This window comes from Bradyrhizobium sp. CCBAU 53338 (assembly GCF_015291665.1).
In the GTDB taxonomy this organism is placed as follows: domain Bacteria; phylum Pseudomonadota; class Alphaproteobacteria; order Rhizobiales; family Xanthobacteraceae; genus Bradyrhizobium.
In genome coordinates this window covers 7,029,171-7,055,356 of the sequence record NZ_CP030048.1, presented here as the reverse complement: position 1 = coordinate 7,055,356, position 26,186 = coordinate 7,029,171, and the positions used below count along the sequence as shown (strand labels likewise).

Here is a 26,186-nt window from a genome sequence, read left to right as displayed (position 1 = left end):
TTCCTCCACAAGTAGATTAAATCTTCGATCCCAGCGCCACACCGGGAAATTACGGGCGCGGTGAATTGAGGCAGCCGCCAAAGGCGTGCTATACGAAACCTCGAGGGTCAGGAAACGCACCGATGCCCGCCGTGGATTATGGCCGCGAAGCGCTGGACTTCATTGAAGGGCTGGGAGCCTATGGCAATGTTCCTGACGCCATGGACGCGCTCGCCATCACCTTCGGCCGCTACGGCTTCGAGCACATCATCGTCACCGGATTGCCGAATCCCGATCAGCGCTTTTCCCAGATGGTGCTGGCCAAGAAATGGCCGGCAGAGTGGTTCAGCCTCTACACCGAGAAGAGCTACGACCGCGTCGATCCCGTGATCCGAAAGTGCCGTCAGACGGTCAATCCGTTCGAATGGTCGGAAGCGCCCTACGACGCAGAGCTGGAGCCGGGCGCAGTGGAAGTGATGCGGCGTGCCGCCGATTTCCGCATGTCGCGCGGTTTCGTCGTTCCGATCCACGGTTTGACCGGCTATGAAGCCGGCGTCTCCCTCGGCGGCGTTCATCTTGATCTCAATGCCCGCAGCAAGCCCGCCTTGCACTTGATCGCGATGTACGGCTTCGACCACATCAGGCGTCTGCTTGCGCCGTCGCAGCATCCGTCGGCGCGCCTCACTCCGCGCGAGCGCGAGGTGATCACCTGGGCGTCGCAGGGCAAGTCGGCCTGGGAGATCGGCGAGATCCTGAACATCACCCAGCGCACGGCGGAAGAGCATCTTGCTACCGCTGCGCGCAAGCTCGGCGCCGTCAACCGGACGCATGCGGTCGCGATCGCGATCCGCCAGAGAATCATCAATCCCTGAAATCGCCGCCTACTGGGAAATTTCCCAATAGTCGGTTGGGCTGATTTCGCTGAGTCTTCCCCCATTTCAAACTATGGGGGAGTTCATGATTCATGTGATTTCTGCCGTCAACCGGCACCTCTACGAAGACGTCCTCGACCAGCATTTCCGGGTTCGTCACGAGATCTTCGTCGAAGAGCGCAAATGGGAGGCGCTGCGCAAGCCCGATAGCCGCGAGATCGATGCGTACGACAACGAGGACGCGATCTACCTGCTGGCCCTCGAGAACCGTCGCGTGCTCGGTGGCTCGCGGCTGTATCCGACCACGAGGCCGACGATGATGAGCGAGGTGTTCCCCCACCTTGCGGCGGTGCGCGGTTGTCCGGCCGATCCGCAGGTATGGGAGTGGTCGCGCTTCTTCGTGACGCGCGAGCGGCGCGACGGCGCGTTCAATCTGCAATTGATGGCGGCGGCGCAGGAGTTCTGCCTCGATCAGGGCATCGACCGGCTCTGCCTCGTTATGGAGACATGGTGGCTGCCGCGCTTCCACGATATCGGCTTCGTCGTCACGCCATTGGGATTGCCGGCGCTGGTCGAGGATTCCTGGACCATGGCCGCGACGATCGAGATCCGCCAGGAATCGCTCAACGTCGTGCGCGACCGGATCGGGATGAAGAATCTCGTCCATCAGGACGGACCGCGTCTCGATTGTATCGCCCGTGCCAACCTTTGCGGCCGCACCGCCGCGCAACGAAAGAGCGCTTGAGATGTCGAACCTGATGCGGGACAGCCTAATCATGGCGCAAACCAAGGACGAGAATCTCGGCTACATGTCCGACATGGCGCTCGAGCTGGCGCAGATGGCGGAAGACACCGGGCTGGCGACGCTGGCCTACATATTCCGGATGGCCGCGCTGGAGGCCTCGACCGCCAACAGCGAGCTCAACGAGCAAGACGATCTCCCCCGTCGGGTCACGTCGCATTAGACGTACCTTCACTCCGACACCTGTCGCACCCTCTTCCCAGCATTGGGGGAGGGTGATCTTTTGGGTGCGGCAGGCTGACCCACCCCTGCGCGGCAGCCTTCTTGCACGGCCGGTTTTGAAAGGCCGATTTTGACCACATGCAGCGGCATGCAACAAAGTGCATGTTTGGTGTCGAATCGCCCTTGCCTCGGAACGATACTGCCATTACCCATTTTTCCGCCTTGTAGAGGCACAGGGGGAGCTCTTTCACTGATGGCGACTGTGTTCGAACATCGGCGCGCGTCTGCATGCGCCTGAAAGAGTCTTGATGCTGCTCGTCGTCGAACAGTTCTTGAACGGATTGCAGTTCGGCCTGCTGCTGTTCCTGCTCGCCGCCGGCCTGACCCTGGTGTTCGGGATCATGGATCTCGTCAACCTTGCGCATGGTTCGCTCTACATGATAGGCGCCTATTTCGCCGCGACCTTCGCGGCGTGGACCGGCAGCTTCCTGCTCGGTGCGCTGATGGCGCTCGGTGCGACGCTGATCCTCGGCATCGTGCTGGAGATGTCGGCGCTACGGCATCTCTATGGACGCGACCATCTCGACCACGTGCTCGCGACCTTCGGCCTGATCCTGTTCTTCAACGAGGCCGTGCGCCTGATCTGGGGACCGGCGGGCCTTGCGCTGCCGCTGCCGCCCTGGCTCACGGTGCCGGTGCCGATCCTGCCCGGAATTCAATATCCGGCGTACCGCCTCGCCATCATCATCGTGGCGCTGCTGGTGGCGCTGCTGCTCTATCTCGGCGTGATGCGCACCCGCATCGGCATGCTGATCCGCGCCGGCGCCTCCAACCGCGAGATGATCGGCGCGCTCGGCATCAACATCAAGCTGCTCTACACGCTGGTGTTCGGCCTCGGCGCTGCGCTCGCCGGCCTCGCCGGCTTGATGCAGGCGCCGATCCTCACCGTGCAGATCGGCATGGGTGAGAACATCCTGATTCTCGCCTTCGTCATCATCGTGATTGGCGGCATCGGCTCGATCCGCGGCGCGTTCCTCGCCGCGATCTTCGTCGGCATGATCGACACGCTCGGCCGCGCCTTCCTGCCCAATCTGCTGCGGCAGGTGCTGAGCGGAGCTGCGGCCTCCACCGCCGCGCCCGCGCTGTCCTCCATGCTGATCTACCTCTTGATGGCGATCGTGCTGGTGGTGCGGCCGGAGGGGCTGTTTCCGGCCAATCGTCGATGAAGGGTTTGAGCGTGAGCAAGGCCGTCACGGCCCTGATGCTGGCAGGCCTCGTGCTGTTGCCGCTCTATTCGTACCTGTCCGGCAACATCTTCATCCTGACGCTGTTCACCCGCATCGTCATCCTTGCGATGGCCGCCGCCAGCCTCAACCTCATCATGGGCTTTGGCGGCATGATGAGCTTCGGGCACGCCGCCTATCTCGGCATCGGCGGCTATGCCGTCGGCATGCTCGCGCAGGAAGGTATCGGAAGCGGCTTCATCCAGTTTCCAGTCGCGCTCGCGGCGTCGGCGGTCTACGCGCTGGTGATCGGTGCGCTGTCGCTTCGCACCCGCGGCGTCTATTTCATCATGATCACGCTCGCTTTCGCGCAGATGGCCTATTACGTCGCCTCGGGCCTTGCACGTTACGGCGGCGACGACGGCCTCACCGTCTACAAGCGCAGCGATTTCCACGGCCTGATCAACCTGTCGGATCGCACGCAGTTTTATTATCTTTGCCTGGCCTGCCTGTTCGGCGTGATCTTCCTGATCTGGCGCATCGTCAATTCGCGCTTCGGCCTCGTCGTGCAGGGCCTGCGCTCCAACGAGCAGCGCATGCAGGCGATCGGCTTCCCGGCAAAACGCTACAAGCTGGTCTGCTTCGTCATCTCGGGCATGATGTGCGGCCTCGCCGGCGCGCTGCTCGCCAACAACACGGATTTCGTCAGCCCGGCCGTGATGTACTGGACCCGCTCCGGCGATCTCATGGTGATGGTGATCCTGGGCGGCATGGGCACGCTGTTCGGCCCGGTCATGGGTGCGGTGGTGTATCTCCTGCTGGAAGAGTTCCTGTCGCAGATCACCGAATATTGGGCGCTGATCATGGGCCCGCTGCTGCTGCTGATCGTGCTGTTCGGCCGTGGCGGCATCATGGGCCTGCTGGGGAGGGTTGGCCGTGGCTGAACCGCTGCTCCGCGTCGAAAAGCTGGTGCGTCGCTTCGGCGGCATCACCGCGACGGACAATGTCTCGCTCGACGTCGCGAGCGGCGAGCTGCACGCCATCATCGGCCCGAACGGCGCCGGCAAGACCACGCTGATCAGCCAGCTCACCGGCCATCTCGAACCGCATTCCGGCAGCGTCTCGCTCGATGGTCGCGACATCACCTATCTACCGGCCTATCGCCGCTGCGCGCTGGGGCTCGCGCGCTCGTTCCAGATCACCTCGCTGCTGCTCGACTTCACCGCCGCCGACAATGTCGCCCTCGCAGCGCAGGCGCATGCCGGCACCTCGTTCCGCTTCTTCGCCGACGCGCGCAAGGAAAAGGGCCTGCGCGATGCCGCGAGTGCCGCGCTCGACCGCGTCGGGTTGGCTCATCGCGCCGATGTCCTGGTGTCGAAGCTTAGCCATGGCGAGCGACGCCAGATCGAGCTTGCTGTCGCACTCGCCAGCAAGCCGAAATTGTTGCTGCTCGACGAGCCCATGGCTGGTCTCGGCGTCACCGAATCCCAGGGCATGGTGAAGCTGCTCCAGGAGCTGCGCAAAGAGGTTTCGATCGTGCTGGTGGAGCACGACATGCCCGCGGTGTTCGCGCTCGCCGACCGCATCTCGGTGCTGGTCTACGGCCGCGTCATCGCCTCCGGCGATCCCTCTGCGATCCGCGCCAACGAGGACGTCAAGCGCGCTTATCTCGGCGACCAGCATGTGGTGGCGCACCATGGCTGAAGAAACGATGGCTGACACCCTGCTCGAGGTCGACGGCATCGAGACCTGTTACGGCCTTTCGCAGGTCCTGTTCGGCCTGTCCTTGTCGATCAAGCCGGGCGAGATGGTCTCGCTGATGGGCCGCAACGGCATGGGCAAGACCACCACGATCCGCTCGATCATGGGCCTGACGCCGGCACGATCGGGCGCGATCCGTTTCGAGGGTACGGAGGTCAGGCAGCTTCCGTCGTACCGGATCGCCAAGCTCGGCGTCGGGCTGGTGCCCGAGGGGCGCCAGATTTTTCCGAACCTCACCGTACGCGAAAATCTCGTCGCGGCTGCGGCCGATCGTTTTGATAGCGCCAATCCCTGGACGCTTGCCGCGATCTACGTGCTGTTCCCGCGCCTTGCCGAGCGTGCAACCAACATGGGTAACCAGCTCTCGGGCGGCGAGCAGCAGATGCTCGCCATTGGCCGCGCGCTGATGACCAACCCGAAGCTCCTGATCCTGGATGAGGCGACCGAGGGCCTCGCGCCGCTGATCCGTGAGGAGATCTGGCACTGCCTGTCGCTGCTGAAGAGCCGAGGACAGTCGATCCTCGTCGTCGACAAGAACGTCGACCATCTCGCCCGCATCTGCGACCGCCACTTCATCATCGAGCGCGGCAAGACGGTATGGAGTGGCACGTCGGATGAGCTGATGGCCGAGCCGGATCTGCAGCACAGGTATCTGGGGATTTGAGCCCGCGCTCTCTTTCCGTCACTGCAATCCAGACTTTCTAACCCCTCACCAGTAAATCCCGTGCCGATGCAATTCGCGAATCACGCGCGCCTCGGTGGACGGCTCGCGATGCTTTGGCTTGGCCGTCCGCGCAACCGGTTGAACGGGCGTTGCGGCCGGCGCTGTCGCCGTCTGCACGGGTGCGGCCGGCGGAGTTGAAGCGGGCGTGGTGGTCGCTGTTTGGAGATTTGCCGGCGGTGTTGCCGTCGGAGCCTGTGCTGCCTGCGGCGCGGCGGCTCCGGCCGGCTGCTCGGTCGTCTGGCTCGCATTGGTCGCTGCGAGGCTGAGGCTTCGCGAGCCGCCGGCATAGGCCTGGCTGGCCAGCAAGGACATCGTCGCGATGAGGATCAGCTTGCGCACGGAAACCCCCTTCATTTGGTCAACCCGTCTGACCTGATTTGCGTGCTGTCAGCGGGCGAGGTGGTGCACGCCGATCTCAACCAGGGTGGTCCGGCAGGACAGGCGATAGATCAGGCTCAGCAATTGACCCAACATGATCGAACTCCATTGTTGATCATGGGAAGCAAGCGTAGCCCTCGCGCTTTTCAGGCGATCTTCGCGGCGCCGGGAAAACGGCTTCGTCGGGGCGCGGAGTGATGTCGTCGGAACAAATGCGATGAAGTCGTCTCACAGGGGCGTGAGGCGGAGCTCGGTCAAAACATCTCGAAATATTCGCGGTGCTCCCAGTCGGTCACCTCCGCCAGGAAGCGGTCGATCTCGGCGTTCTTGATGTGGGTGTAGTAGTCGACGAACTCCGCCCCGAATTTTTCACGGAAGAACGGATCGTCCTTCAGCGCGGAGACCGCATCGCGCAGGCTCTTCGGCAACAGGGGCGCCTCGGTCTCGTAGGGCGTGTCGGCGGAAGGGCCGGGATCGCGCATGCGGTCGACGCCGTCGAGGCCCGAGAGAACTTGCGCGGCCATATAGAGGTAGGGATTGGCGGCGGGCTCGCCGACGCGGTTCTCCAGCCGCGTGGCGGCATCGTTCGCCCCGCCGAGCACGCGGATCATCACGCCGCGATTGTCACGACCCCAGATCGCGCGGTCAGGCGCCAGCGAATAGGACCGGTAGCGCTTGTAGCCGTTGATGGTCGGCGTCGTGAACACCGTGGCCGCACGGGCGTGATCGAGCAGGCCGGCGAGCCAGGCGCGCCCGGACTCGCTCAGCGGCTGTCCGGTCTCCCTGGCCATGAACAGATTGTCGCCGCTCGCGCGCGAGACGACCGACTGATGCAGGTGCCAGCCGCTCGCGAACAAATTCGGCAGTTTCGGCCGGCACATGAAGGTGGCGTGATAGCCGTGCCGGCGCGCGATCTGCTTCACGGCGCTGCGAAACAGCACCATGTTGTCGGCTGGCTCCAGGCCCTTCCTCGGCGCGAAGGTGAATTCGCACTGGCTCGGGCCGAACTCGACCTCGACGGAGCGCAAGGGCAGGCCGAGCGCGACGATGTCGCGCCGCAAGATCTCCAGCACCGGCTCCATCTGGTCGAAGCGCTGCTCGGTGAGGTACTGATAGCCGTGAGAGAGCAGGCTCACCGAGGGCGGCGTGCCGGGCTGGCCCGCGTCCTCAGGGCGCATGTGCTGATCGTCGAGCTTGAAGATGTGGAATTCGACCTCGAGGCCTGCGACGAAATCATGGCCGCGGCGACCCAGCTCGTCGAGCGCCTTGCGATAGAGCCCGCGCGTTGCGAACGGCACCGGGCGGCCGTCCTGGAAATACAGGTCGCACAGCACCCAGCCGGTGGCCGGCGCCCATGGCAGCACGCGAAACGTGGTGGGATCGGCAACCATCAGCACGTCGGCCGCGCCCTCCATCTCCTTCATGCCGAAGCCGCCGCCCGCGGTGAACACCGGAAACACCGTGCGGTGCGAGGTGTCCTTGGCGAGCATGGTGGTGGTGATGGAGCAGCCGCCTTCCAGCGAGGCGATCGCCTCGGCGGCGATGATGGTCTTGCCGCGCAAGATTCCGTGCTGGTCGGGGAAGGCGAGGCGGATGACCTCGAGGTTCCTGTCCTCGACGAGACGGCGCATCCGCGCTGCGGCGTCCTTCTGCTCATCCGACCACAGCGCATGGCGTGCGACGAAAGTCACTGCAATCTCTCCTTGATGTTCGCGAGCATAGCCCACGCTGTCATCGTCCGCGAAGGCGGACGATCCAGTATTCCAGAGACGGAAACGCAACCACGAGGGGCCGCGGCGTACTGGATGCCCCGCTTTCGCGTGGCATGACAGCGGAGAATGTGGAGCCGACGTTGCGACTCGCCGTCGGCGGAAGTCATCCTCACTCAGCTGCCGTCAGCCGATGCACCTTGCCTTCGATGTCCTTCGGCACCGGTGCCGTCCACGGCGCGCCGCGGCGGCGCTTGACGTCGACTTCCATCCAGTAGGTCTCCCAGCCGCGGGTCGGCCCGATGCCGTCCATCGTCGCCGGTCCCTGGATGCTGCGCGCATTGGCTTCGTCCAGGAACAGCATCGGCTTCTCGCCGCCGCCGACCTTCTCGATCTCCTGCCGCAGCAGGCGACGATATTGCACGATCGCCTTGTCGCTCGAACCGAGATGCTCCTTGGTGCGGTCCTGGATAGCACCCATCGATTCCACCGCCCACTGGTCGTGGACGTTGATGTCGTTGCCCATGCCGGTATAGGTGGCGGTCTGCTGCTCGTGTGGATCGAAGCCGTAATCGTTGCTGCGGTTCTTGCGCGAGACGTAGTCCGGCAGCTCGTAGAGCTCGAGCCGCTGGTCGCGCATCTTCTTCTTGTCGACCGGGTTCGAATAGCTGGTGAAGATCGCGTACCAGTAGCAGTTCTCGTCATCAACAGGCACGTGCCACTGCGTGATCGTCATCTCCGTGCTCATGGGAATGACGAAGCCGTGCGGGAACAGCTGGTTGGTGACGCGCACATGCGTCCGTTCCCCGTCGATTTCGCGCAGCGCGATCAGCCGCAGCCCGTATTCGGTGTGCTCGACGTTGATGATCGGGCGATCGTATTCGCGCAGGATCTTCGTCATCGGCAGATCGCTGCCGGCCGAAGCGCCGCGGAACTGCTTGCCGTAGGCCGTGGACGTGTCCTCATCCTCGAAGAAGCGGTGCAGATAGGAGGCGTGCGCGGGATCGATGCCGACCTCGAGCGCCTGCAGCCAGTTGCAGGCCATGTGCCCCTTGAACGCAAAGGTGTGCGTGCCGGGTGCAACGAAGCAATCGATCTCCGGGAAGGCCGGCGGCTCACCTTCGCCCAGATAGGCCCAGAGGATGCCGCTCTTCTCCACCACGGGATAGGAGCGCTGGCGGATGTTCTGGCAAAGCTTTGAGTCCTTCGGCTCGGCCGGCGTCTCGATGCACTGGCCCGACGCGTCGAACAGCCAGCCATGGAAAGCGCAGCGCAGCCCGCCATGCTCGAGCCGTCCGAAGGCGAGGTCGGCGCCGCGATGGGCACAGTGGCGATCGATCAGGCCGTAGCGACCGGTCTCGTCACGAAACAGCACCAGGTTTTGACCGAGCAGACGCACAGGACGGATCGGCCGCTCGCCCTCCAGTTCATCGACCAGCGCCGCCGGCTGCCAGTAGCTCCGCATCAGCTTGCCGCACGGGTCTTTCGGCCCGGTGCGGGTGATCAGGTCGTTCTGTTCCTGGCTCATCATGGCGGTCGCGTCCTTTTCTGAAGAGCGTTTGTTCGCCTATTGAACGAATGGGCGAATTATGACATGCCTTGGATCGGCAGCAAGCACTATTTTGCAGGACATTCCCGAGCCATGCCCAAGTTGAAGCGAAGCGAAACTGACGAGCGGGCGACGGATTTCGTCGAAAGCCTCGATCGCGGGCTGCGCCTCCTGCAATGCTTCGGCACCAATGCAGGCCCGATGACGCTCAGCGATCTCGCCCGGGCTGCCGGCCTGCCGCGCGCAACGGCGCGGCGCATGCTGTTCACGCTTCAGCGCGGCGGCTTCGTCAGCGGCGACGGAAAGCTGTTCTCGCTGACGCCGCACGTGCTGACGCTGGCGGCGTCCTACCTCCGCTCCAACCAACTCGTCACGGTGTTGCAACCGGTACTCGATCGCATCGCGACCGCGGCGAACGAAATCTCCTCGCTCGCAGTGCTCGACGGCGACGATGTCGTGTTCATCGCCCGCAGCGGCCCGGCACGAATGTTCTCCGGCGGGTTGGAGATCGGCTATCGGCTGCCCGCGTTCTGCACCTCGGTCGGCCGCGCGATGCTCGGCCAGCTCGGCGACGCTGATCTGGCGGTACGCCTCAAGGCGATGAAGCGCGAAGCGCTGACGCCCCAGACGGTGACCGACCCCAAGGCGCTCCTCACGACCATCGCCGCTGACCGCGCGCACGGCTATTCGTTGGTCGACCGCGAGGCCGAGCCGCATTTCCGCTCTATCTCGGTGCCCGTACGTCGCTACGACAATGTGATCGTCGCCGCCATCAACATGGGCGCCCATATCGACCGCGTGCCGGCGCAGGAACTGATCGGCCGTTTCCTGCCCCTGCTGCGCGAGGGGGCGGAGTCGGTGCGATCGCAGCTCTTGTAGCTCTGGCGAGCGTAGCGAGGCCCGGGACGACTCGTGCGAAGGATCACGGATGTCGCTTCGCTGATCCGGGCTGCCGGACTATACTGCGCCCGACACAACGCCAGGGAGCACGCCATGCAACACACCATGGTTCCCAGTGACCGCGTGCAGCACGTCGCCGTCTACGGCCGTGACGGCACGAAGCTCGGCACGATCGAGCGGTTGATGCTCGACAAGGTGAGCGGAACGGTCGCCTACGCCGTCATCAAGACCGGCGGACTGCTCGGTACCCACCACCATTATCCGGTGCAGTGGAGCGCGCTGAAATATGATTCGGGCCGTCAGGCGTTCCAAGTCGAACTGACGCCGGAGCAATTGAGCAGCGGCCCATGCGAGTTCGACGGCGAGGAGTTCGATTGGGGCGACCGCTCGCGGCCCTACCAGCATCCGAATTACTGGTCGATCTAGCTGCGTCGGAAGTACTCACTACGCCCCGGCAAGCAGCGTTACGTCCGGTTGCGCATCCAGTCGGCGAGGCCGGATATTGCCTTGTCGAGGTCTCGCCGCGCAGCGGCGTCGGTGACGGTCTCCTCCATCGCGCCGCGCATGCACAGCAGCCACGCGTCGCGCTCGGCGTCACCGATGGTGAAGGCGATGTGGCGCTGCCGCAGCCGCGGATGGCCCTTCTCGGGCGTATAGAGCTTTGGACCGCCGGTCCATTCCGTCAGATAGCGCTTCAGCACGTCCCGGATCAGCCCGAGATCGCCCGCATGCATCGCGCGGATCACTTTCGCTTCCGGCAGCGTGTCCATTCGGTCGTAGAAGCTGTCGACCAGGGCGTCGATCGTGGCGCTGCCGCCGATCCGCTCGAACATTGAGGTGGTGGCGTCGGTGGAGGTCATCGTTACAGCGCAACACTCCGCAGCCCAAAGCTTCGCGCCTCGTTCTGCAGCACCGGCCGCACCGCATCGATCAGCCGGGCCGCCGCCGCATCGACCGACAAGCCCGCCGTGTCCACCACCGCCGTCGCGCGCGCATAGAGCGGTTCGCGGCTGAGCAGGATGTTGCGCAGCTCTGCCATGGCGGAGCGATCGTCCGCCATCGGACGCAGATCGCCCTGGCGGCGGACGCGGGCCATGTGCTCCTCGGGCTCGGCCTTCAGCCAGATCGTGTAGAACGAGGTCAGGATCTGGTCGAATGTCAGCGGCTCGGAGACGATGCCGCCGCCCGTTGCCAGCACCATCAGCTCGTTGCGCGCGAGCAGCTGTTGCAGCGCGGCCTGCTCCATGCGGCGAAAGCCTTCCTGGCCGTAGAGCGCGATGATCTCGGCGACCGAGAGGCCGTTCTGCTGCTCGACCTCCTTGTTGAGTTCGACAAAGCTCCAGCCGATCTTCTTCGCGAGCATCCTGCCGAGCGTGGACTTGCCGGCGCCGCGGAGGCCAATCAGCGCGATGCCGCAGAACGGCGCGCGTCGTGGTGCCGTCGCGCTGCCGCCGGCGAGCAGATCCTTGGCTTGCGCGATTTGCGCTGGCGTTGCTTTGCGCAGGAGATCGCGAAACATCTGCCAGTCCGGCGTCGGATCGGCCGAGGGGAGCAGATCTTCCAGATGCGCGCCCATCGCGTCGGAGACGCGGCGCAGCAGCACGATGGAGACATTGCCCTTGCCGCTCTCGAGCTGCGCGATGTAGCGCTCCGAAATTCCTGATACCTTGGCGAGCACTTTTCGCGACATGCCGCGCAGCGCGCGCATGGTGCGCACGCGCTGGCCGAGCTGTTCGAGAAAACGGGATTCGGCGTCGGGACTGTCGGTCATGAGCCTTCTTTACAGGTGTCCTGCGGCGCGTTTTAATGAAACATAATGCCTGACGGCATTGACAGCAAGCTGTCACAGTGTCTTTCTATGAATTATAATTCTAAATTCGGGGGAGACGACCGTGAGCGAGGAATCCTACAACGCGGTGACCTGGCTGCTCGACCGTAACGTCGAGGAAGGCAGGGGCAACAAGCTCGTCTTCGACGATACCGTTTCGCGGCTGACCTATGGCGAGCTCCAGCGCGAGACGCGGCGTGCCGCGAACATGCTGCGCCGGCTCGGCGTCCGCCGCGAAGAGCGCGTGGCGATGATCATGCTGGATACGGTCGACTTCCCGATCGTGTTCCTGGGGGCGATCCGCGCCGGCATCGTGCCGGTGCCGCTCAACACGCTGCTGACGGCGGATCAATACGCCTACATTCTCGCCGACTGCCGCGCGCGCGTGCTGTTTGTGTCGGAAGCGCTATACCCCGTGATCAAGGACGTCGTCGGCCGCATGCCCGATCTGGAGCATGTCGTGGTTTCCGGCGCCAAGCAGAACGGCCACAAGCAGCTCGCCGAGGAAATCGCCGGCGAGAGCGATCAGTTCACCACCGCTCCGACGCATCCGGACGAGCCGGCGTTCTGGCTCTATTCGTCCGGCTCGACCGGCATGCCCAAGGGCGTGCGCCACATCCATTCGAATATGCAGGCGACCGCCGACACCTATGCCAAGCAGGTGCTCGGCATCCGCAAGAGCGACGTCTGCCTCTCCGCGGCAAAATTGTTCTTCGCCTATGGCCTCGGCAATGCGCTCACCTTCCCGATGTCGGTCGGCGCCACCGTGGTGTTGAACAGCGAGCGCCCGACGCCGGCGCGGATGTTCGATCTGATGAATCGTTACAATCCGTCGATCTTTTACGGCGTACCGACGCTGTTCGCGGCGATGCTCAACGACGAGGCGATGAAGAGCGAGCGCGGCGGCAAGTCGCTCCGCATCTGCACCTCGGCCGGCGAGGCGCTGCCGGAATCGGTCGGCAACAGCTGGAAATCGCGCTTTGGCGTCGACATTCTCGACGGCGTCGGCTCGACCGAGCTGCTGCACATCTTCCTGTCGAACGCACCCGGCGACATCAAATACGGCTCGTCCGGCAAGCCGGTGCCGGGCTATGCTGTCAGGCTCGTCAACGAAGCCGGCCAGGACGTCGCCGACGGCGAAGTCGGTGAGCTGCTGGTCGATGCGCCCTCTGCCGGCGAGGGCTACTGGAATCAGCGCCACAAGAGCCGCCGCACCTTCGAGGGCCCGTGGACCCGCACCGGCGACAAATATGTTCGTGACGCTGACGGCTGCTATACCTTCTGCGGCCGCGCCGACGACATGTTCAAGGTCTCCGGCATCTGGGTCTCGCCCTTCGAGGTCGAGAGCGCGCTGATCACCCATCCCGCCGTGCTGGAGGCCGCCGTCGTGCCGGAGGCCGATCCCGAAGGCCTGTTGAAACCGAAGGCCTTCGTCGTGCTGCGCCCCGGCGCGACGACGAGCGACCTGCAGGAGATGCTGAAGGAACACGTCAAGCAGAAGATCGGCCCGTGGAAATATCCCCGCTGGATCGACGTGGTGGACTCGCTGCCGAAGACCGCGACGGGAAAGATCCAGCGCTTCAAGCTGCGGGAAGGGGCGAGTTAGCGAGTCTGTCATTCCGGGACGGTGCGAAGCATCGAACCCGGAATTTCGCGCGGCAATGGCAATCTCGGGATTCCGGATCAACGCGCCTTGCGAGTTGTCCGGAATGACGGAGTGAATGGAAACAGAGCATGACCAGCCTCACCCCCGCCGGCTTCCTCAGCATCGGCAACGCCAGCCTCGAATATATCTGGCTCGCGCCATCAGCCGCGGATGCGCCGACCATCGTCATGCTGCACGAAGGTCTCGGCTCCGTCGGCCTGTGGGGCGACTTTCCCGAGAAGCTCCAGCAAGCCACCGGCGCCGGTGTCTTCGCCTATTCCCGCGCGGGCTATGGCCAGTCGAGCCCGGTCGCGCTGCCGCGGCCGCTCGACTACATGCACCGTGAGGCGCTCGACGTGCTGCCGAAAGTGCTCGACGCGATTCCCTTCAAGCGCGGCCTCTTGCTCGGCCATTCCGACGGCGGCTCGATCGCGGCGATCTATGCCGGCTCGCATCAGGATCATCGCCTGCAAGGCATCGCGCTGATCGCGCCGCATTTCATCGTCGAGGACGTCTCGGTGAAATCCATCGCCGCGATCAAGACAGCCTATGAGACCACCGATCTCAAGGCCAAGCTGGCGCGCTGGCACAAGGACGTCGACAATGCCTTCTACGGCTGGAACGGCGCTTGGCTCGATCCGAAGTTCCGCGACTGGGATATCTCGGAATATCTGGCGTACATCCGCGTTCCCGTCATGGTCGTGCAAGGAAGGGACGACCAATATGGGACACTGCGTCAGGTCGAAATTGCGCAGGAAGAGTGTTATTGTCCGGTAGATCTAAAAGTTATTTCAGACGCGGGCCATTCCCCGCATCGTGAAGCGCCGGGGGCGACGCTTGACGCGATCGAGCAATTTGCAAGAGCGGCCCTGCGCGACGATCAGGGACTTCGGGGACGCGCCGCCTGACCATGCGGAGGCACATCCATGAATGTGCCTTCACATGCCGGCGGTTCGTTGCCGTGGCCGCGATGGGCCTATGTGCCTGGTGAGACCGGTGAGGTCGAGGCGGACTACGAAACGCTTGATTTGGCCAAGGCGCTGGTGCCCTCGGCCTTCCGCGGCTACGTGCCGGCGCGCCATCCGGCGCTGCGCTATGGGCTCGCGCTGAACGACCGCGGCTATTTCTGGGAGGCGCAGGAGGTGCTGGAGGCGCTGTGGGCCGCTGCTCCCCAAGGCGGCCGCGAACGTATCCTGTTGCGCGCCTGCGTCCATGTCGCCAACGCGAACTTGCGGCTGCGCATGCAGAAGGCGCATTCGGCTGCGCGACTGTTCGGGGATGCCCTCACCGAGCTGCGGGCGCTCAGCGCGCGCAAGGTCGCGGCTGCAGGCGACGGCTTCGTCGAGAGCTTTCCGGTCCCGGCGCTGATGGCCTTGCTTCAGGCCAAGCTCGGCCGGACCCAGATCACCAAGGCGGACTGGATCGGGCTCGGCGCTATCGTGCGGTCCCAGGCGCCTTCCTGAAATATAATACTTTCATGAAACAAAGTGCATGTATTGGCCGTTGAGGGCTAGACGTGGTTCTAAAGATGCACTATTGTGCATCTAACGTCAAAACCAAGATGAGCTCAAGGGTGGCCCATGGCCGGGGAAGATCGGCGCCTCGCAGGCGGCGCGACATTCATCGATTTCCAGACCGAACCGTCCCGCTACAAGCACTGGAAGCTTGCGGTCGACGGTGACGTCGCGACGCTGACCATGGACGTCGACGAGAATGGCGGCCTGTTCGAGGGCTATCTGCTCAAGCTGAATTCCTACGATCTCGGCGTCGACATCGAACTGGCCGACGCTGTGCAGCGCCTGCGCTTCGAACATCCCGAGGTGAAGGTCGTCGTGATGCGCTCGGCCAAGAACCGCGTGTTCTGCGCCGGCGCCAACATCCGCATGCTCGCGGGCTCCACCCATGCCCACAAGGTCAACTTCTGCAAATTCACCAACGAGACCCGCAACGGCATGGAAGACTCCTCCGAGAATTCCGGCCAGCGTTTCATCACCGTGGTGAACGGCTCGGCTGCCGGTGGCGGCTATGAGCTTGCGCTCGCGACCGACCACATCATTCTCGCCGATGACGGCGCCTCTGCTGTCGCGCTGCCGGAAGTGCCGCTGCTCGCGGTGCTCCCGGGCACCGGCGGTCTCACCCGCGTCGTCGACAAGCGCAAGGTGCGCCGCGACCACGCCGATTTCTTCTGCACCATCGAGGAAGGCGTGAAGGGCAAGCGCGCCGTGCAGTGGCGCCTGGTCGACGAGATCGCGCCGAATTCGAAACTGGAAGCCAGGATCGTCGAGCGTGCCAAGGAGTTTGCCGGCAAGTCCAGGCGCGCCGGCAGCGGCAAGGGTATCGCGCTGTCTCCACTCAAGCGCGTCATTGACGAGACCAGCATCCGTTATGGCTTCGTCACGGTCGATATCGACCGCGCCGCCCGCATTGCCACCATCTCGATCAAGGCGCCGGAGACCGCAGCGCCTGCCGATATCGACGGCATGATGGCGCAGGGCGCATCGTTCTGGCCGCTGCAGGTCGCGCGCGAGCTCGACGATGCCATCCTTCACCTGCGCATCAACGAGCTCGAGATCGCGATGCTGGTGTTCAAGAGCCATGGCGAGCGCGCTCATGTGCTTGCATCCGACGCCTTCCTCGAAGCCAACAAGGCGCATTGGCTGGTCAACGAGATCAGGCACTACTGGAAGCGCGTCTTGAAGCGCATCGACGTCACCTCGCGCACACTGGTGACGCTGGTCGAGCCGGGCTCCTGCTTTGCCGGCACCTTGGCTGAACTCGTCTTCGCCGCCGACCGCTCCTACATGCTGATCGGTGCGCGCCAGGGCGACAACCAGCCGCCGCCGTCGATCGAATTGTCGGCGATGAACTTTGGCCCGTATCCGATGAGCCATGGCCTGACGCGGCTGGAATCGCGCTTCCAGGCCGATCCGGCCGATGTCGAGCGCGCCGAAGCCACGCTCGGCACCGCGCTCGATGCCGAGCAGGCCGAAGAACTCGGCCTCGTCACCTTCGCGCTCGACGACATCGATTGGGACGACGAGGTCCGCGTGTTTCTCGAGGAACGCGCCAGCTTCTCGCCCGACAGTCTCACCGGCATGGAAGCGAGCCTGCGCTTCGTCGGCCCCGAGACCATGGAATCAAAGATATTCGCGCGCCTGACCGCCTGGCAGAACTGGATCTTCCAGCGTCCGAACGCGGTCGGCGAGGAAGGCGCGTTGCGCCGCTACGGCAGCGGCCAGAAGCCGAAATTCGATATGACGAGAGTTTAAGGAGCGAACGGCCATGAACATGAACATCATGAACGTCGACTACTCGACCAAGATTCCGAACAACGTGAATCTGGCCGAAGACCGCCAGGTGCTGAAGGCGCTGGAGGGCTGGCATCCCGGCTACATGGATTGGTGGAGCGACATGGGGCCGGAAGGTTTTCAGGAGTCGCTGGTCTATTTGCGTACCGCTTACTCGGTTGATCCGCGCGGCTGGGCCAAGTTCGACTATGTCCGCATGCCCGACTATCGCTGGGGCATTCTGCTTGCGCCGCAGGAAGAAAACCGCGTCGTACCGTTCGGCGAGCATTATGGCGAGCCCGCATGGCAGGAAGTGCCCGGCGAATATCGCGCGATGCTGCGTCGCCTGATCGTGATCCAGGGCGACACCGAGCCCGCCTCGGTCGAGCAGCAGCGCCATCTCGGCAAGACCGCGCCGTCACTCTATGACATGCGCAACCTGTTCCAGGTGAACGTCGAGGAAGGCCGCCATCTCTGGGCGATGGTCTATCTGCTCCAGAAATATTTCGGTCGCGACGGCCGCGAGGAAGCCGATGATTTGCTTCGTCGTCGCTCCGGCGATGCCGATGCGCCGCGCATGCTAGGGGCCTTCAACGAGGCGACGCCGGACTGGCTGTCTTTCTTCATGTTCACCTACTTCACCGATCGCGACGGCAAGATGCAGCTGCACTCGCTCGCGCAGTCGGGCTTCGATCCGCTGTCGCGCACCTGCCGCTTCATGCTCACGGAGGAGGCGCACCACATGTTCGTCGGCGAGACCGGCATTACCCGCGTCGTGCAGCGCACCTGCGATGCCATGCGCGAAGCCGGCATCACCGATCCCTCCGACATCGCCAAGGTTCGCGCGCTCGGCGTGATCGATCTACCGACCATCCAGAAGAAGCTGAACCTGCACTACACGCTGTCGCTCGATCTGTTCGGCTCGGAAGTCTCGACCAATGCGGCCAACGCCTTCAACACCGGCATCAAGGGCCGCTATCACGAGACCCAGATCGACGACGATCACCAGCTCAAGAATTCGACCTACCCGGTGCTCAAGCTCATCAACGGCGAGATCAAGCTGGTCGACGAACCGGCGCTGACTGCGCTCAACATGCGCCTGCGCGACGACTACAGCCAGGATTGCGTCAAGGGCATGCTGCGCTGGAACAAGGTGATCTCGACCGCCGGCTACGACTTCAAGCTGACGCTGCCGAACGTGGCCTTCCATCGCCACATCGGCGAATTCAAGGACGTGCACGCCACGCCCGACGGCATCCTGATCGACGACGCCACCTGGGCCAAGCGCAGGGACGATTGGCTGCCCTCGACCGCCGACGGCGACTTCATCACCTCCCTGATGCAGCCCGTCACCGAGCAGGGCAAGTTCGCGTCGTGGATTTCGCCGCCGAAGGTGGGCATCGACAACAAGCCGGGTGATTTCGAATACGTGAAGATCGAGTCGTAAGCGTCAGGGGGCGGACGCTCGCACAACGCAAATGGTGTCATCACCCGCGAAAGCGGGTGATCCAGTATTCCAGAGGCGGTTGTAATAGAACCGAGAAGTCACGGTGTGCTGGATGCCCCGGTCAAACCCGGGGCATGACAGCGAGCGTTGGGTGAGAGCGAAGCACTAAAGCGGGATGAGGTTAGGTTGAATCGATTTGGGATTCCCAAATCAGTGTGTTTCTGATTCACCATGCTGGCTGGATAGGAGGCCAGCATGGATGGGCAAGCCTTATTCTCTGGATCTTCGCAAGCGCGTGGTGGCGGCAATCGAGGGCGGGATGTCCCGCAATCGAGCCGCCAAGCAGTTTGGGGTGGCGATCAGCACGGCCATCGGCTGGATGAAGCGGGTCGATAAGACCGGCAGCGTCGAGCCTGGCCAGATCGGTGGCTACAAGCCGAAGGCAATTTCGGGCGAGCACGCGATCTGGCTGTCGCAGCGGATCAAGGACGGCGATTTCACCATACGGGGTCTCGTCGCCGAGCTTGGCGGACGCGGCCTGAAGGTCGACTACCACTCGGTGTGGGATTTCGTGCATGCCGAGAAGCTCAGCTTCAAAAAAAAGCGTGGCGGCTGGCGAACGCGATCGACCGGAGGTCGCACGGCGGCGAGCCCAGTGGGCAAAGTATCAAGGTCGCGTCGAAGCTGAGCGGCTGGTCTTCATCGACGAGACCTGGACCAGGACCGATATGGCGCCCTTGCGGGGCTGGGCGCCGCGCGGACACAGACTTCACGCCAAGGTTCCCCACGGCCGCTGGAAGACCATGACTTTCCTGGCGGCCCTGCGCCATGACCGGATTGATGCGCCATGGTTCATCGAGGGGCCGATCGATGGCGTGAGCTTTCGCACCTATGTCGAGAAGGTTCTTCTGCCCGTTCTGCGACCCGGCGATATCGTCATCCTGGATAACCTCGGCAGCCACAGGAGCAAAGCAGTGCGCCAGCTCATCCGTTCGGTCGGCGCCAAGCTCTTCTTCCTGCCAAAATACTCGCCCGACCTGAACCCGATCGAACAGGTCTTCGCCAAGCTCAAGCACCTCGTCCGCAAAGCTGCCGCGCGAACCGTCGACACCGTCTGCGCCGCAATCGGCCACGCACTCGATGCCTTCACATCCGAGGAATGCGCCAACTACCTGAAAAACTCAGGCTATCGAACTTAATGCCATCATGCTTTAGACTAGCCCTCAGTCTTACCCCGCGATCTCCAACCCCGCATTGGCGTACACCACACCGCCGTCGACCGCGATGGTGTTGCCGACGACATAGTCGCCCGCGCGCGAGGCGAGGTAGATCGCAACGCCCGCCATGTCCTCGTCGGTGCCGATGCGCCGCGACGGAATGCGCTTGGCGACGTCATCCGAATGGTCGCGCGCGGCACGGTTCATGTCGGACTTGAACGCTCCCGGCGCGATCGCGGTGACGTTGATGTTGTCCTTGATCAGCTTCGTCGCCATGCGTCGCGTCAGATGGATCACCGCGGCCTTGCTGGCGGCGTAGGAATAGGTCTCGCCCGGATTGACGAAGATGCCGTCGACCGAGGCGATGTTGATGACCTTGGCCGGCCGCTGGTGCGAGGCCGCCGCGCGCAGCGGCTTGGCCAAAGCCTTGGTCAGGAAGAACAGCGACTTGACGTTGAGGTCCATCACCTTGTCCCAGCCGCTCTCGGGGAATTCGTCGAAATCCGCGCCCCAGGCAGCACCCGCATTGTTGACGAGGATGTCGAGCTTCGGCTCCAGCTTGATGATTTCGCCGGCGAGCTTGTTGCAGCCTTCGACGGTCGAGATGTCGATCGGCAGCGCAATGCATTCGCCGTCATATTGCGCCGACAGGTCCTTCGCGGTGGCTTCGCAGGGACCGGCCTTGCGCGCCGTGATGTAAACCTTCGCCGCGCCGGCGCCGAGGAACCCGGCCGCGATCATCTTGCCGATGCCGCGCGAGCCGCCGGTCACGAGAGCGATGCGGCCTTTGAGCGAGAATAGATCGTTGGACATGGTGCCTCCCTTGGGTTGGCCACGTTTTGAGCGCGGCGGGGAGGGGAGTCAACTCGGTGTCGTCCTGGCCCCCCGTGCGCAATTGCGCACCAGGCCGGGACGACGCTCAAGCCGCCGCGATCCGGCGAAAGCCGTTCCACATCGCGGTCGCGGCGCCCGAGGTCAGCACCGGCAGGATGCGCGCGTCCTGGTAATTTCCGTTGAGCGAGACGCGCGGCAGCGCGGTCATGTGGCCGGCGTTCTCGGCGAACAGCATGCCGGGCCGTGTCGTCACCGCGGTCTTGAAGCCGGCGGATGCGGCCAGCGTAAATTCGCGCGTTCCTGCGGCCTCGCGGTCACCATAGGGATAGGCGAGGTGCAGCACCTCGCGCTCCAGCGCGTTCTCGATCCGCACCCGGCTCACCGCCATCTCCTGCGCCGCGATCTCCTCGCTCTGCTTGGCCAGATTGCAATGGCTGATGGTGTGGGCGCCGATCGTGACCAGCGGGTCGGCGGCAAGTCGCTTCACCTCGTCCCAGGACAGGCAGAGGCTGCGGCACAGCGCTTCGATGTCGACACCGTGCGCGGTGCAGAGCGCCTCGATCTCGCGTTTCAGATCGTGCTCGCCCGGCAGCGCGCGCAGCCAGTCATGCAGACGGTCGAAGGCTGCCTGCTTCGCGGCCGGCGTCGTTGCATCGAGTCGCAGTGCGGAATGACCGATTTGCACGTCGACCTGCCCGGCTTTGGCGATGACGGCTTCCAGCGCGGCCCACCACAGCCGCCCCGTGCCTTCGGCGAAGTCGCTGGCGACGTAGATGGTCGCGGGCGCGTCAAATTCGCGTAGCACCGGCAGTGCGTGCTCCCTGTTGTCGCGATAGCCGTCGTCGAGGGTGAAGGCGGCGAAGCGGCGCTCGAAGCGGCCCTGAACCAGCCGTTCGTGCAGCTCGTCCATGCTGACGATGTCGATCTCGCGCGAGCGCAAATGGCACAGGGCCGAGCGCAGGAAGTCCGGGGTGACCTCGAGATGCCGGTTCGGCTGGAACGCGCCCTCGCGAGCCGGCCGCACATGGTGAAGCATGAAAATGGCGCCGACGCCCGACAGCAGCGGGCGCAGCAGATGGTGCGCCCCGCTGAAATAGAGTGCTCCCAGCCCGGCGCGAATGACGTTGTTACGGAGTTGTTTCATGACCGGCGGGCCGACCCCTGGCATTCCGCCCGCAACTCTAGGGAATGACCCTTGAAGAAAAAGTTATTCCAATTGTCCACGGGGGGCCCCTGAAAGGGCCCCATTTCCGGTTTGACAGCCTGCCAAGGGTTTGTTTTGTCTCCGGTTCCAGAGTTCGGGTCGTCGAATGCAGATGCTTTTCAGGTGGGCCAGCAAATGGTGGCCGGGGCTGATTCCCCTGGCCATCATGTGGGGATTTGCGGCCTGGAATAACACCTTGCCCGTCGAGGCCGACCTGTCGGCCCGCAGTTCGGCCGCGCTCAAGGGCACCGTCCTGGACAAGACCCGGATCGTGGTCGATGGCCGTGACGTGAGGCTGGCCGCGGATGCCTTTTCCGAGGAGGGGCGCCGCGACGCCGTGACCACGGTCGAGACGGTTCCCGGTGTGCGGCTGGTCGACGACCAGACCCGCCTTGTTCCCGAAGCCAAACCCTTCGTCTGGAACGCCGAGCGTGACGTGGTCCGCGTGACGCTGTCGGGCTCCGCGCCGCTGCCGTCGATGAAGGCGAGACTCACGGAGGCCGCGCGAAAAGAGGTCAACGGGACCGAGGTCGCTGACCAGATGGGCCTTGCCCGCGGCGCCCCGCCGCGGTTCGAGGCGGCGGCGATGCTGTTGCTCGACCAGATCGGCAAGCTGAAGGACGGCAAGGTCACGATCTCGGACACCAAGGTCAATCTGTCGGGCATGGCCCGTGAACTCGGCGGTCGCGAGGCGATTGCGGCGGCGCTGAAGAACCTTCCCGAAGGTTTTTCGATCGCTGCCAACGAGACCAAGGCGCCGCCTTACATCTTCCAGGCCTACAAGGATCCGGTCGCGGCCACCGTGACGCTGACCGGCTACGTCCCCGATAACAACGTTCACGCTGCGATCGCGACCAGCGCATCGAGGAAATTCTTCACTGAGAAGGTCGTCGACAATCTCAAGGCCAGCGTCGGCGCGCCCGCCTCCTTCAACATGGCCGTGGTCGCAGCGCTCGGTGCGCTGTCGCGCCTGTCGACCGGCACACTCGTCGTGTCCGACCGCGAGGTGAAGCTGTCGGGCGATGCGCTGTACGAAGGTGCCGCCAGCGACATCCGCGCCGGCCTCGGCAAGGACTTTCCGAAAAACTGGCAATACAAGCCCGAAATCACCGTGAAGCCGGCGGCCGGGCCGGTCGACGGCACCGTCTGCCAGCAATTGTTCTCGGAGCTGCTGGCCAAGGGCAAGATCCGCTTCGGGTCCAAGCGCGCCGACATCGATCCTGACTCCGCCGGCATTCTCGATCACCTGATCGAGACGGCACTGCGCTGTCCGACCACCAATATCGAGGTCGCGGGCCATACCGATGCCGATGGCGAGGACTCGTTCAACCAGGCGCTGTCGGAGAAGCGTGCACAGGCGGTGATCGCCTATCTGGTCAAGGCCGGCCTGCCGGCGGATCGTTTCACCGCGGTCGGCTACGGCAGCACGCAGCCCGTCGCCGGCAACGACACTGACGATGGCAAGGCGCAAAACCGCCGCATCGAATTTCTGGTGAGGTGACGATGCTCTATCTCGTCTCGTTTCATATGGGCTGGCTGATCGGGTCGGTGCTGCTGGGCTTCTGCATGGGCTGGATCTCGGTGGTTCAGCGTGGCAACGGCACCTCGAAAGTTACCGCGCGCTGGCTCGCGGTGCTGGTCGCAGGCCTGGTCGCGGCCTCGTTCGCGCATGTGGTCCCGGGCCGCTTCGGCTACTGGCTCGACCTCGGCCTCGTCATGTTCGCCTGCTACCTGGTCGGCTGCACCATCGGAGCATGGCTCCGGTATTGGGTGGTGTCGCGCAGCCAGCCGTCCGCCGCTCTGTGATGTTGCCCTGCACCCTGACGGTCGAGGTCAGGGGCTGGCCGCGGGGCGTTCGGCAGATCGGAAAACCGTGAACGACGGCTCCGGTCACCCCCCTCTTTCAACAGGCGGATGCGGTCCATAGATTGATTTCGACTTAAGCCGTTGCGGAACATTGTCCGGTCGGAATCATCAAAACTTCACGGCGACTGCGCAGGATTGCCATGGAGATTAGCCTCAAGCTTGCCGCCGAAAGCGCCAAACCGTGCATCACGAGCCCGCAAACCTGCCTAAAATATTGAATGCACGTGTTTTTGTTCACATTGGCGAATTCCACTCCGCCCCAAAACGCGCTAGTGGAGGAACGGGGGGCATGCGCGAGGCCGGAGCCGGCGGCAAGGGTTCGTTGAGTGCTCGTTCGTTGAGTGCCTGTTCGCCGGCCACCCTGGCCGCTGAAGCGTTGTTCGAGGTCTAGATGCTGGAAGCCATACGCAGGGCGATGACGTTTCTGCGCCAGAAGCAAATCCTGCATAAGCTTGGCGTTGTGATCAGCGTCGCGGTCATCGGCATCGCTTGCTATGTGCTCTACCACATGCTGCGCGGCATCGATGTCAACGAGGTGATCGAGGCGATCAAGAGCACCGAGCCGAGCCAGATTGCGATGGCGGCGCTGTTCGTCGCCGCGGGCTATTTCACCCTGACCTTCTACGATCTGTTCGCGGTACGCGCGATCGGCCATTCCCACGTGCCCTATCGCATCAACGCGCTCGCCGCCTTCACCAGCTATTCGATCGGCCACAATGTCGGCGCCAGCGTCTTCACCGGCGGCGCGGTGCGCTACCGCATCTATTCGGCCTATGGCCTGAACGCGATCGACGTCGCAAAAATCTGCTTCCTCGCCGGCCTCACCTTCTGGCTCGGCAATGCCGCCGTGCTCGGCCTCGGTATCTCCTATCATCCGGAGGCGGCCGCCTCGATCGACCAGTTGCCGCCCTGGCTCAACAGGACGATCGCGATGATGATCATCGTGGGGTTGGTCGGCTATGTGGTCTGGGTCTGGACCCAGCCGCGGGTGGTCGGGCGTGGTCCCTGGACCGTGGTGCTGCCGGGCGGCCCGCTGACGCTGCTCCAGATCGCGATCGGTATCATCGATCTCGGCTTCTGTGCGCTCGCGATGTATGTGCTGGTCCCGGACGAGCCCAATCTCGGCTTCGTCGTGGTCGCCGTGATCTTCGTCTCGGCGACGCTGCTTGGCTTTGCCAGCCATTCGCCCGGCGGGCTCGGGGTGTTCGACGCCGCCATGCTGGTCGGCCTTTGGCAGATGGATCGCGAGGAACTGCTCGGCGGCATGCTGCTGTTCCGGGTCCTCTATTACCTCTCCCCTTTCGTGATCTCTGTAATCTTGCTGACGTTTCGCGAAGTTATCATCGGCGCCCGATCGAAACGGCTGCAGCAGGCGGCGCTCAAGCTCGACCCCGGCCCGGCGCGTGAGGCCGCCTACGTGCGAGAGCGCCGCGACAGCAGCGGCGCCTGACCGGCGCCAGCTCCCAGGAGAAGTCCGCCCCTATGGCGATCGACGCCCCATCTTCTCCCCCGGCACAGCCCTGGACCGACCGGCTGCGGCATTCGACCGTGATCCTGATCGCCGCGGCGCTGGCGCTGTCGGTGGTGGTCTCACTCGGCGAATTGTCGGTGATCCGGGCGGCGACGGTGTTCCTCTGCATCGCGGCCGCGGCGCTGATCCCTTGGCGGCTGCATGATACCGCGGCCTCGCGCGAAGACGTCAGGCGCGTTAATCCGGTCGAGAGCGCGGCGGTGGCTGCCGTCGTCGCCGGCATGCCGGATCCGGCCGTGCTGCTCGACCGCGCCGGCCGCGTCATCCATCTCAACGCCGCCGCCGCTCAGCTCGCGCCGGCACTGCGCAAGAACGAGCTCGCCCAGTTCGCGCTGCGCTCGCCGGAGATCATCACGGCGCTGCGCGAGTCCATTGCGACCACCGAGGCGCGGCGCGCAACCTATCTCGACCACGTGCCGGTCGATCGCTGGATGGAGCTGATCATCACGCCGGTGCCGGTGCCGACCAATTTCGGCGGCGCCGACAAATGCATGCTGATGACTTTCCACGACCAGACGCCGCTGCGCCGGGTCGAGGAGATGCGGGCCGACTTCGTCGCCAATGCCAGTCATGAATTGCGCACGCCGTTGGCCGCGCTCTCAGGCTTCATCGACACGCTCCAGGGGCAGGCCAAGGACGATCCCAGGGCACGCGAGCGTTTCCTCGGCATCATGCACAATCAGGCCACCCGCATGGCTCGCCTGATCGACGACCTTCTGTCGCTGTCGCGGGTGGAGCTGTCGGCCCATGTGCGGCCGGACACCCTGGTCGACCTGCTGCCGATCATCTTCCAGGTCGCAGATGGCCTCGAGCCGCTGGCCCGGGAGCGCCAGGTCCAGGTGGAGACCCATCTGCCTGAAGCGCCGGTGATGATCGCCGGCGACCGCGAGGAGCTGCTCCGTCTGTTCGAAAACCTGATCGAGAACGCACTCAAATACGGTGCCTCGGGTGGACGCGTCATCGTCTCGCTGACGACGCCCGAAGCCACTGACGGAACTCCGGAAATACGTGTCATGGTGCGCGATTTCGGCCCCGGAATCGCGCCCGAGCACCTGCCGCGCCTGACCGAGCGCTTCTACCGGGTGGACGTCGGCGACAGCCGTTCGCAGGGCGGGACGGGGCTCGGATTATCGTTGGTGAAACATATTCTTAACCGTCACCGCGGCCGTCTTTTGATTGAAAGTGTGCCCAAGCAGGGGGCCACTTTCACCGCCTGTTTTCCTCAGGCTAAGACTTTAGTTTAGGCCATAAAATCTAGCGATTTCAAT

The 26,186-nt window shown here is 64.0% G+C and carries 26 protein-coding genes; 19 read left to right on the top strand and 7 right to left on the bottom strand.

The features are described from left to right. Positions 1-122: 122 nt before the first annotated feature. From XH90_RS33230 to XH90_RS33200, 7 genes are all read left to right on the top strand, one after another. Complete coding sequence (locus tag XH90_RS33230; protein ID WP_194478431.1) at positions 123-851, top strand: LuxR family transcriptional regulator; 729 nt, start codon at positions 123-125, stop codon at positions 849-851. An 85-nt stretch (positions 852-936) separates the two neighbouring features. After that, positions 937-1,596 (top strand): acyl-homoserine-lactone synthase, encoded by a 660-nt coding sequence (locus XH90_RS33225; protein WP_194478430.1) that lies wholly within the window; start codon positions 937-939, stop codon positions 1,594-1,596. 1 nt (position 1,597) lies between these two features. Then, positions 1,598-1,816, top strand: coding sequence for a hypothetical protein (locus XH90_RS33220; protein WP_194478429.1), 219 nt, complete (start codon positions 1,598-1,600; stop codon positions 1,814-1,816). Positions 1,817-2,123: 307 nt separating this feature from the next. Further along, positions 2,124-3,041, top strand: coding sequence for a branched-chain amino acid ABC transporter permease (locus XH90_RS33215; RefSeq protein WP_194478428.1), 918 nt, complete (start codon positions 2,124-2,126; stop codon positions 3,039-3,041). After that, positions 3,038-3,982, top strand: coding sequence for a branched-chain amino acid ABC transporter permease (locus tag XH90_RS33210; RefSeq protein WP_194478427.1), 945 nt, complete (start codon positions 3,038-3,040; stop codon positions 3,980-3,982). Before XH90_RS33215 ends, XH90_RS33210 begins: the two co-directional genes overlap by 4 nt. Beyond that, a complete protein-coding gene (locus tag XH90_RS33205; protein WP_194478426.1) occupies positions 3,975-4,742 on the top strand; it encodes an ABC transporter ATP-binding protein in 768 nt (255 codons plus the stop codon). Before XH90_RS33210 ends, XH90_RS33205 begins: the two co-directional genes overlap by 8 nt. After that, complete coding sequence (locus tag XH90_RS33200; RefSeq protein WP_246755655.1) at positions 4,735-5,463, top strand: ABC transporter ATP-binding protein; 729 nt, start codon at positions 4,735-4,737, stop codon at positions 5,461-5,463. Before XH90_RS33205 ends, XH90_RS33200 begins: the two co-directional genes overlap by 8 nt. Positions 5,464-5,508: 45 nt before the next feature. Here XH90_RS33200 and XH90_RS33195 read toward each other — a convergent pair whose 3' ends face one another. From XH90_RS33195 to XH90_RS33185, 3 genes are all read right to left on the bottom strand, one after another. Continuing rightward, the gene (locus tag XH90_RS33195) at positions 5,509-5,862 is read right to left on the bottom strand and encodes a hypothetical protein (protein WP_194482892.1); all 354 of its coding nucleotides are present in this window, start codon (positions 5,860-5,862) and stop codon (positions 5,509-5,511) included. A 293-nt stretch (positions 5,863-6,155) separates the two neighbouring features. Beyond that, positions 6,156-7,592 carry a glutamine synthetase family protein gene (locus tag XH90_RS33190; protein WP_194478425.1) on the bottom strand — a complete coding sequence of 479 codons (1,437 nt, stop codon included), beginning with the start codon at positions 7,590-7,592 and terminating at the stop codon, positions 6,156-6,158. Between the two features lie 190 nt (positions 7,593-7,782). Continuing rightward, positions 7,783-9,141, bottom strand: a complete 1,359-nt coding sequence (locus XH90_RS33185) for an aromatic ring-hydroxylating dioxygenase subunit alpha (RefSeq protein ID WP_194478424.1) — start codon at positions 9,139-9,141, stop codon at positions 7,783-7,785. 111 nt (positions 9,142-9,252) lie between these two features. On the opposite strand from XH90_RS33185, the gene XH90_RS33180 reads away from it, so the two are divergent. Beyond that, a complete protein-coding gene (locus tag XH90_RS33180) occupies positions 9,253-10,038 on the top strand; it encodes an IclR family transcriptional regulator C-terminal domain-containing protein (protein WP_194478423.1) in 786 nt (261 codons plus the stop codon). Positions 10,039-10,152: 114 nt separating this feature from the next. Further along, complete coding sequence (locus XH90_RS33175) at positions 10,153-10,485, top strand: PRC-barrel domain-containing protein (protein WP_194478422.1); 333 nt, start codon at positions 10,153-10,155, stop codon at positions 10,483-10,485. Between the two features lie 38 nt (positions 10,486-10,523). Here the strand turns inward: XH90_RS33175 and XH90_RS33170 are convergent, their stop codons facing one another. Both XH90_RS33170 and XH90_RS33165 read right to left on the bottom strand, forming a co-directional pair. Beyond that, entirely contained in the window at positions 10,524-10,919 is a 396-nt protein-coding gene (locus XH90_RS33170; protein WP_194478421.1) for a group II truncated hemoglobin, read from the bottom strand. Between the two features lie 2 nt (positions 10,920-10,921). Continuing rightward, positions 10,922-11,830: a helix-turn-helix transcriptional regulator gene (locus XH90_RS33165; RefSeq protein WP_194478420.1), complete on the bottom strand. Its 909-nt coding sequence runs from the start codon at positions 11,828-11,830 to the stop codon at positions 10,922-10,924. Between the two features lie 121 nt (positions 11,831-11,951). Between XH90_RS33165 and XH90_RS33160 the strand changes: the two genes are divergently transcribed. From XH90_RS33160 to XH90_RS33135, 6 genes are all read left to right on the top strand, one after another. Continuing rightward, a complete protein-coding gene (locus XH90_RS33160; RefSeq protein ID WP_194478419.1) occupies positions 11,952-13,493 on the top strand; it encodes a benzoate-CoA ligase family protein in 1,542 nt (513 codons plus the stop codon). A 128-nt stretch (positions 13,494-13,621) separates the two neighbouring features. Then, positions 13,622-14,440, top strand: coding sequence for an alpha/beta fold hydrolase (locus XH90_RS33155; RefSeq protein WP_194478418.1), 819 nt, complete (start codon positions 13,622-13,624; stop codon positions 14,438-14,440). 18 nt (positions 14,441-14,458) lie between these two features. After that, the gene (locus tag XH90_RS33150; protein WP_194478417.1) at positions 14,459-14,995 is read left to right on the top strand and encodes a DUF309 domain-containing protein; all 537 of its coding nucleotides are present in this window, start codon (positions 14,459-14,461) and stop codon (positions 14,993-14,995) included. Positions 14,996-15,112: 117 nt separating this feature from the next. Next, positions 15,113-16,801, top strand: a complete 1,689-nt coding sequence (gene boxC, locus XH90_RS33145) for a 2,3-epoxybenzoyl-CoA dihydrolase (RefSeq protein WP_194478416.1) — start codon at positions 15,113-15,115, stop codon at positions 16,799-16,801. A gap of 13 nt (positions 16,802-16,814) precedes the next feature. Beyond that, complete coding sequence (gene boxB, locus XH90_RS33140; RefSeq protein ID WP_194478415.1) at positions 16,815-18,266, top strand: benzoyl-CoA 2,3-epoxidase subunit BoxB; 1,452 nt, start codon at positions 16,815-16,817, stop codon at positions 18,264-18,266. 259 nt (positions 18,267-18,525) lie between these two features. Further along, a protein-coding gene (locus tag XH90_RS33135; RefSeq protein ID WP_194476425.1) for an IS630 family transposase occupies positions 18,526-19,465 on the top strand; the annotation gives its coding sequence in 2 pieces (ribosomal slippage) (positions 18,526-18,861 and positions 18,863-19,465; 939 coding nt in all). Positions 19,466-19,495: 30 nt separating this feature from the next. Here the strand turns inward: XH90_RS33135 and XH90_RS33130 are convergent. Next, complete coding sequence (locus XH90_RS33130) at positions 19,496-20,296, bottom strand: SDR family oxidoreductase (protein WP_194478414.1); 801 nt, start codon at positions 20,294-20,296, stop codon at positions 19,496-19,498. 106 nt (positions 20,297-20,402) lie between these two features. Then, the gene (locus XH90_RS33125; protein ID WP_194478413.1) at positions 20,403-21,461 is read right to left on the bottom strand and encodes a polysaccharide deacetylase family protein; all 1,059 of its coding nucleotides are present in this window, start codon (positions 21,459-21,461) and stop codon (positions 20,403-20,405) included. Between the two features lie 166 nt (positions 21,462-21,627). Here XH90_RS33125 and XH90_RS33120 point away from each other — a divergent pair, with 166 nt between their 5' ends. The 4 genes from XH90_RS33120 to XH90_RS33105 all read left to right on the top strand — a co-directional run bounded on the left by XH90_RS33120 (position 21,628) and on the right by XH90_RS33105 (position 26,162). Beyond that, positions 21,628-23,022 carry an OmpA family protein gene (locus XH90_RS33120; protein WP_194478412.1) on the top strand — a complete coding sequence of 465 codons (1,395 nt, stop codon included), beginning with the start codon at positions 21,628-21,630 and terminating at the stop codon, positions 23,020-23,022. Positions 23,023-23,024: 2 nt separating this feature from the next. Continuing rightward, the gene (locus tag XH90_RS33115; RefSeq protein ID WP_194478411.1) at positions 23,025-23,327 is read left to right on the top strand and encodes a hypothetical protein; all 303 of its coding nucleotides are present in this window, start codon (positions 23,025-23,027) and stop codon (positions 23,325-23,327) included. Between the two features lie 451 nt (positions 23,328-23,778). Next, positions 23,779-24,837, top strand: a complete 1,059-nt coding sequence (locus XH90_RS33110; RefSeq protein ID WP_194478410.1) for a lysylphosphatidylglycerol synthase domain-containing protein — start codon at positions 23,779-23,781, stop codon at positions 24,835-24,837. Positions 24,838-24,869: 32 nt separating this feature from the next. Then, positions 24,870-26,162 (top strand): ATP-binding protein, encoded by a 1,293-nt coding sequence (locus XH90_RS33105; protein ID WP_194478409.1) that lies wholly within the window; start codon positions 24,870-24,872, stop codon positions 26,160-26,162. Positions 26,163-26,186: the final 24 nt, after the last annotated feature.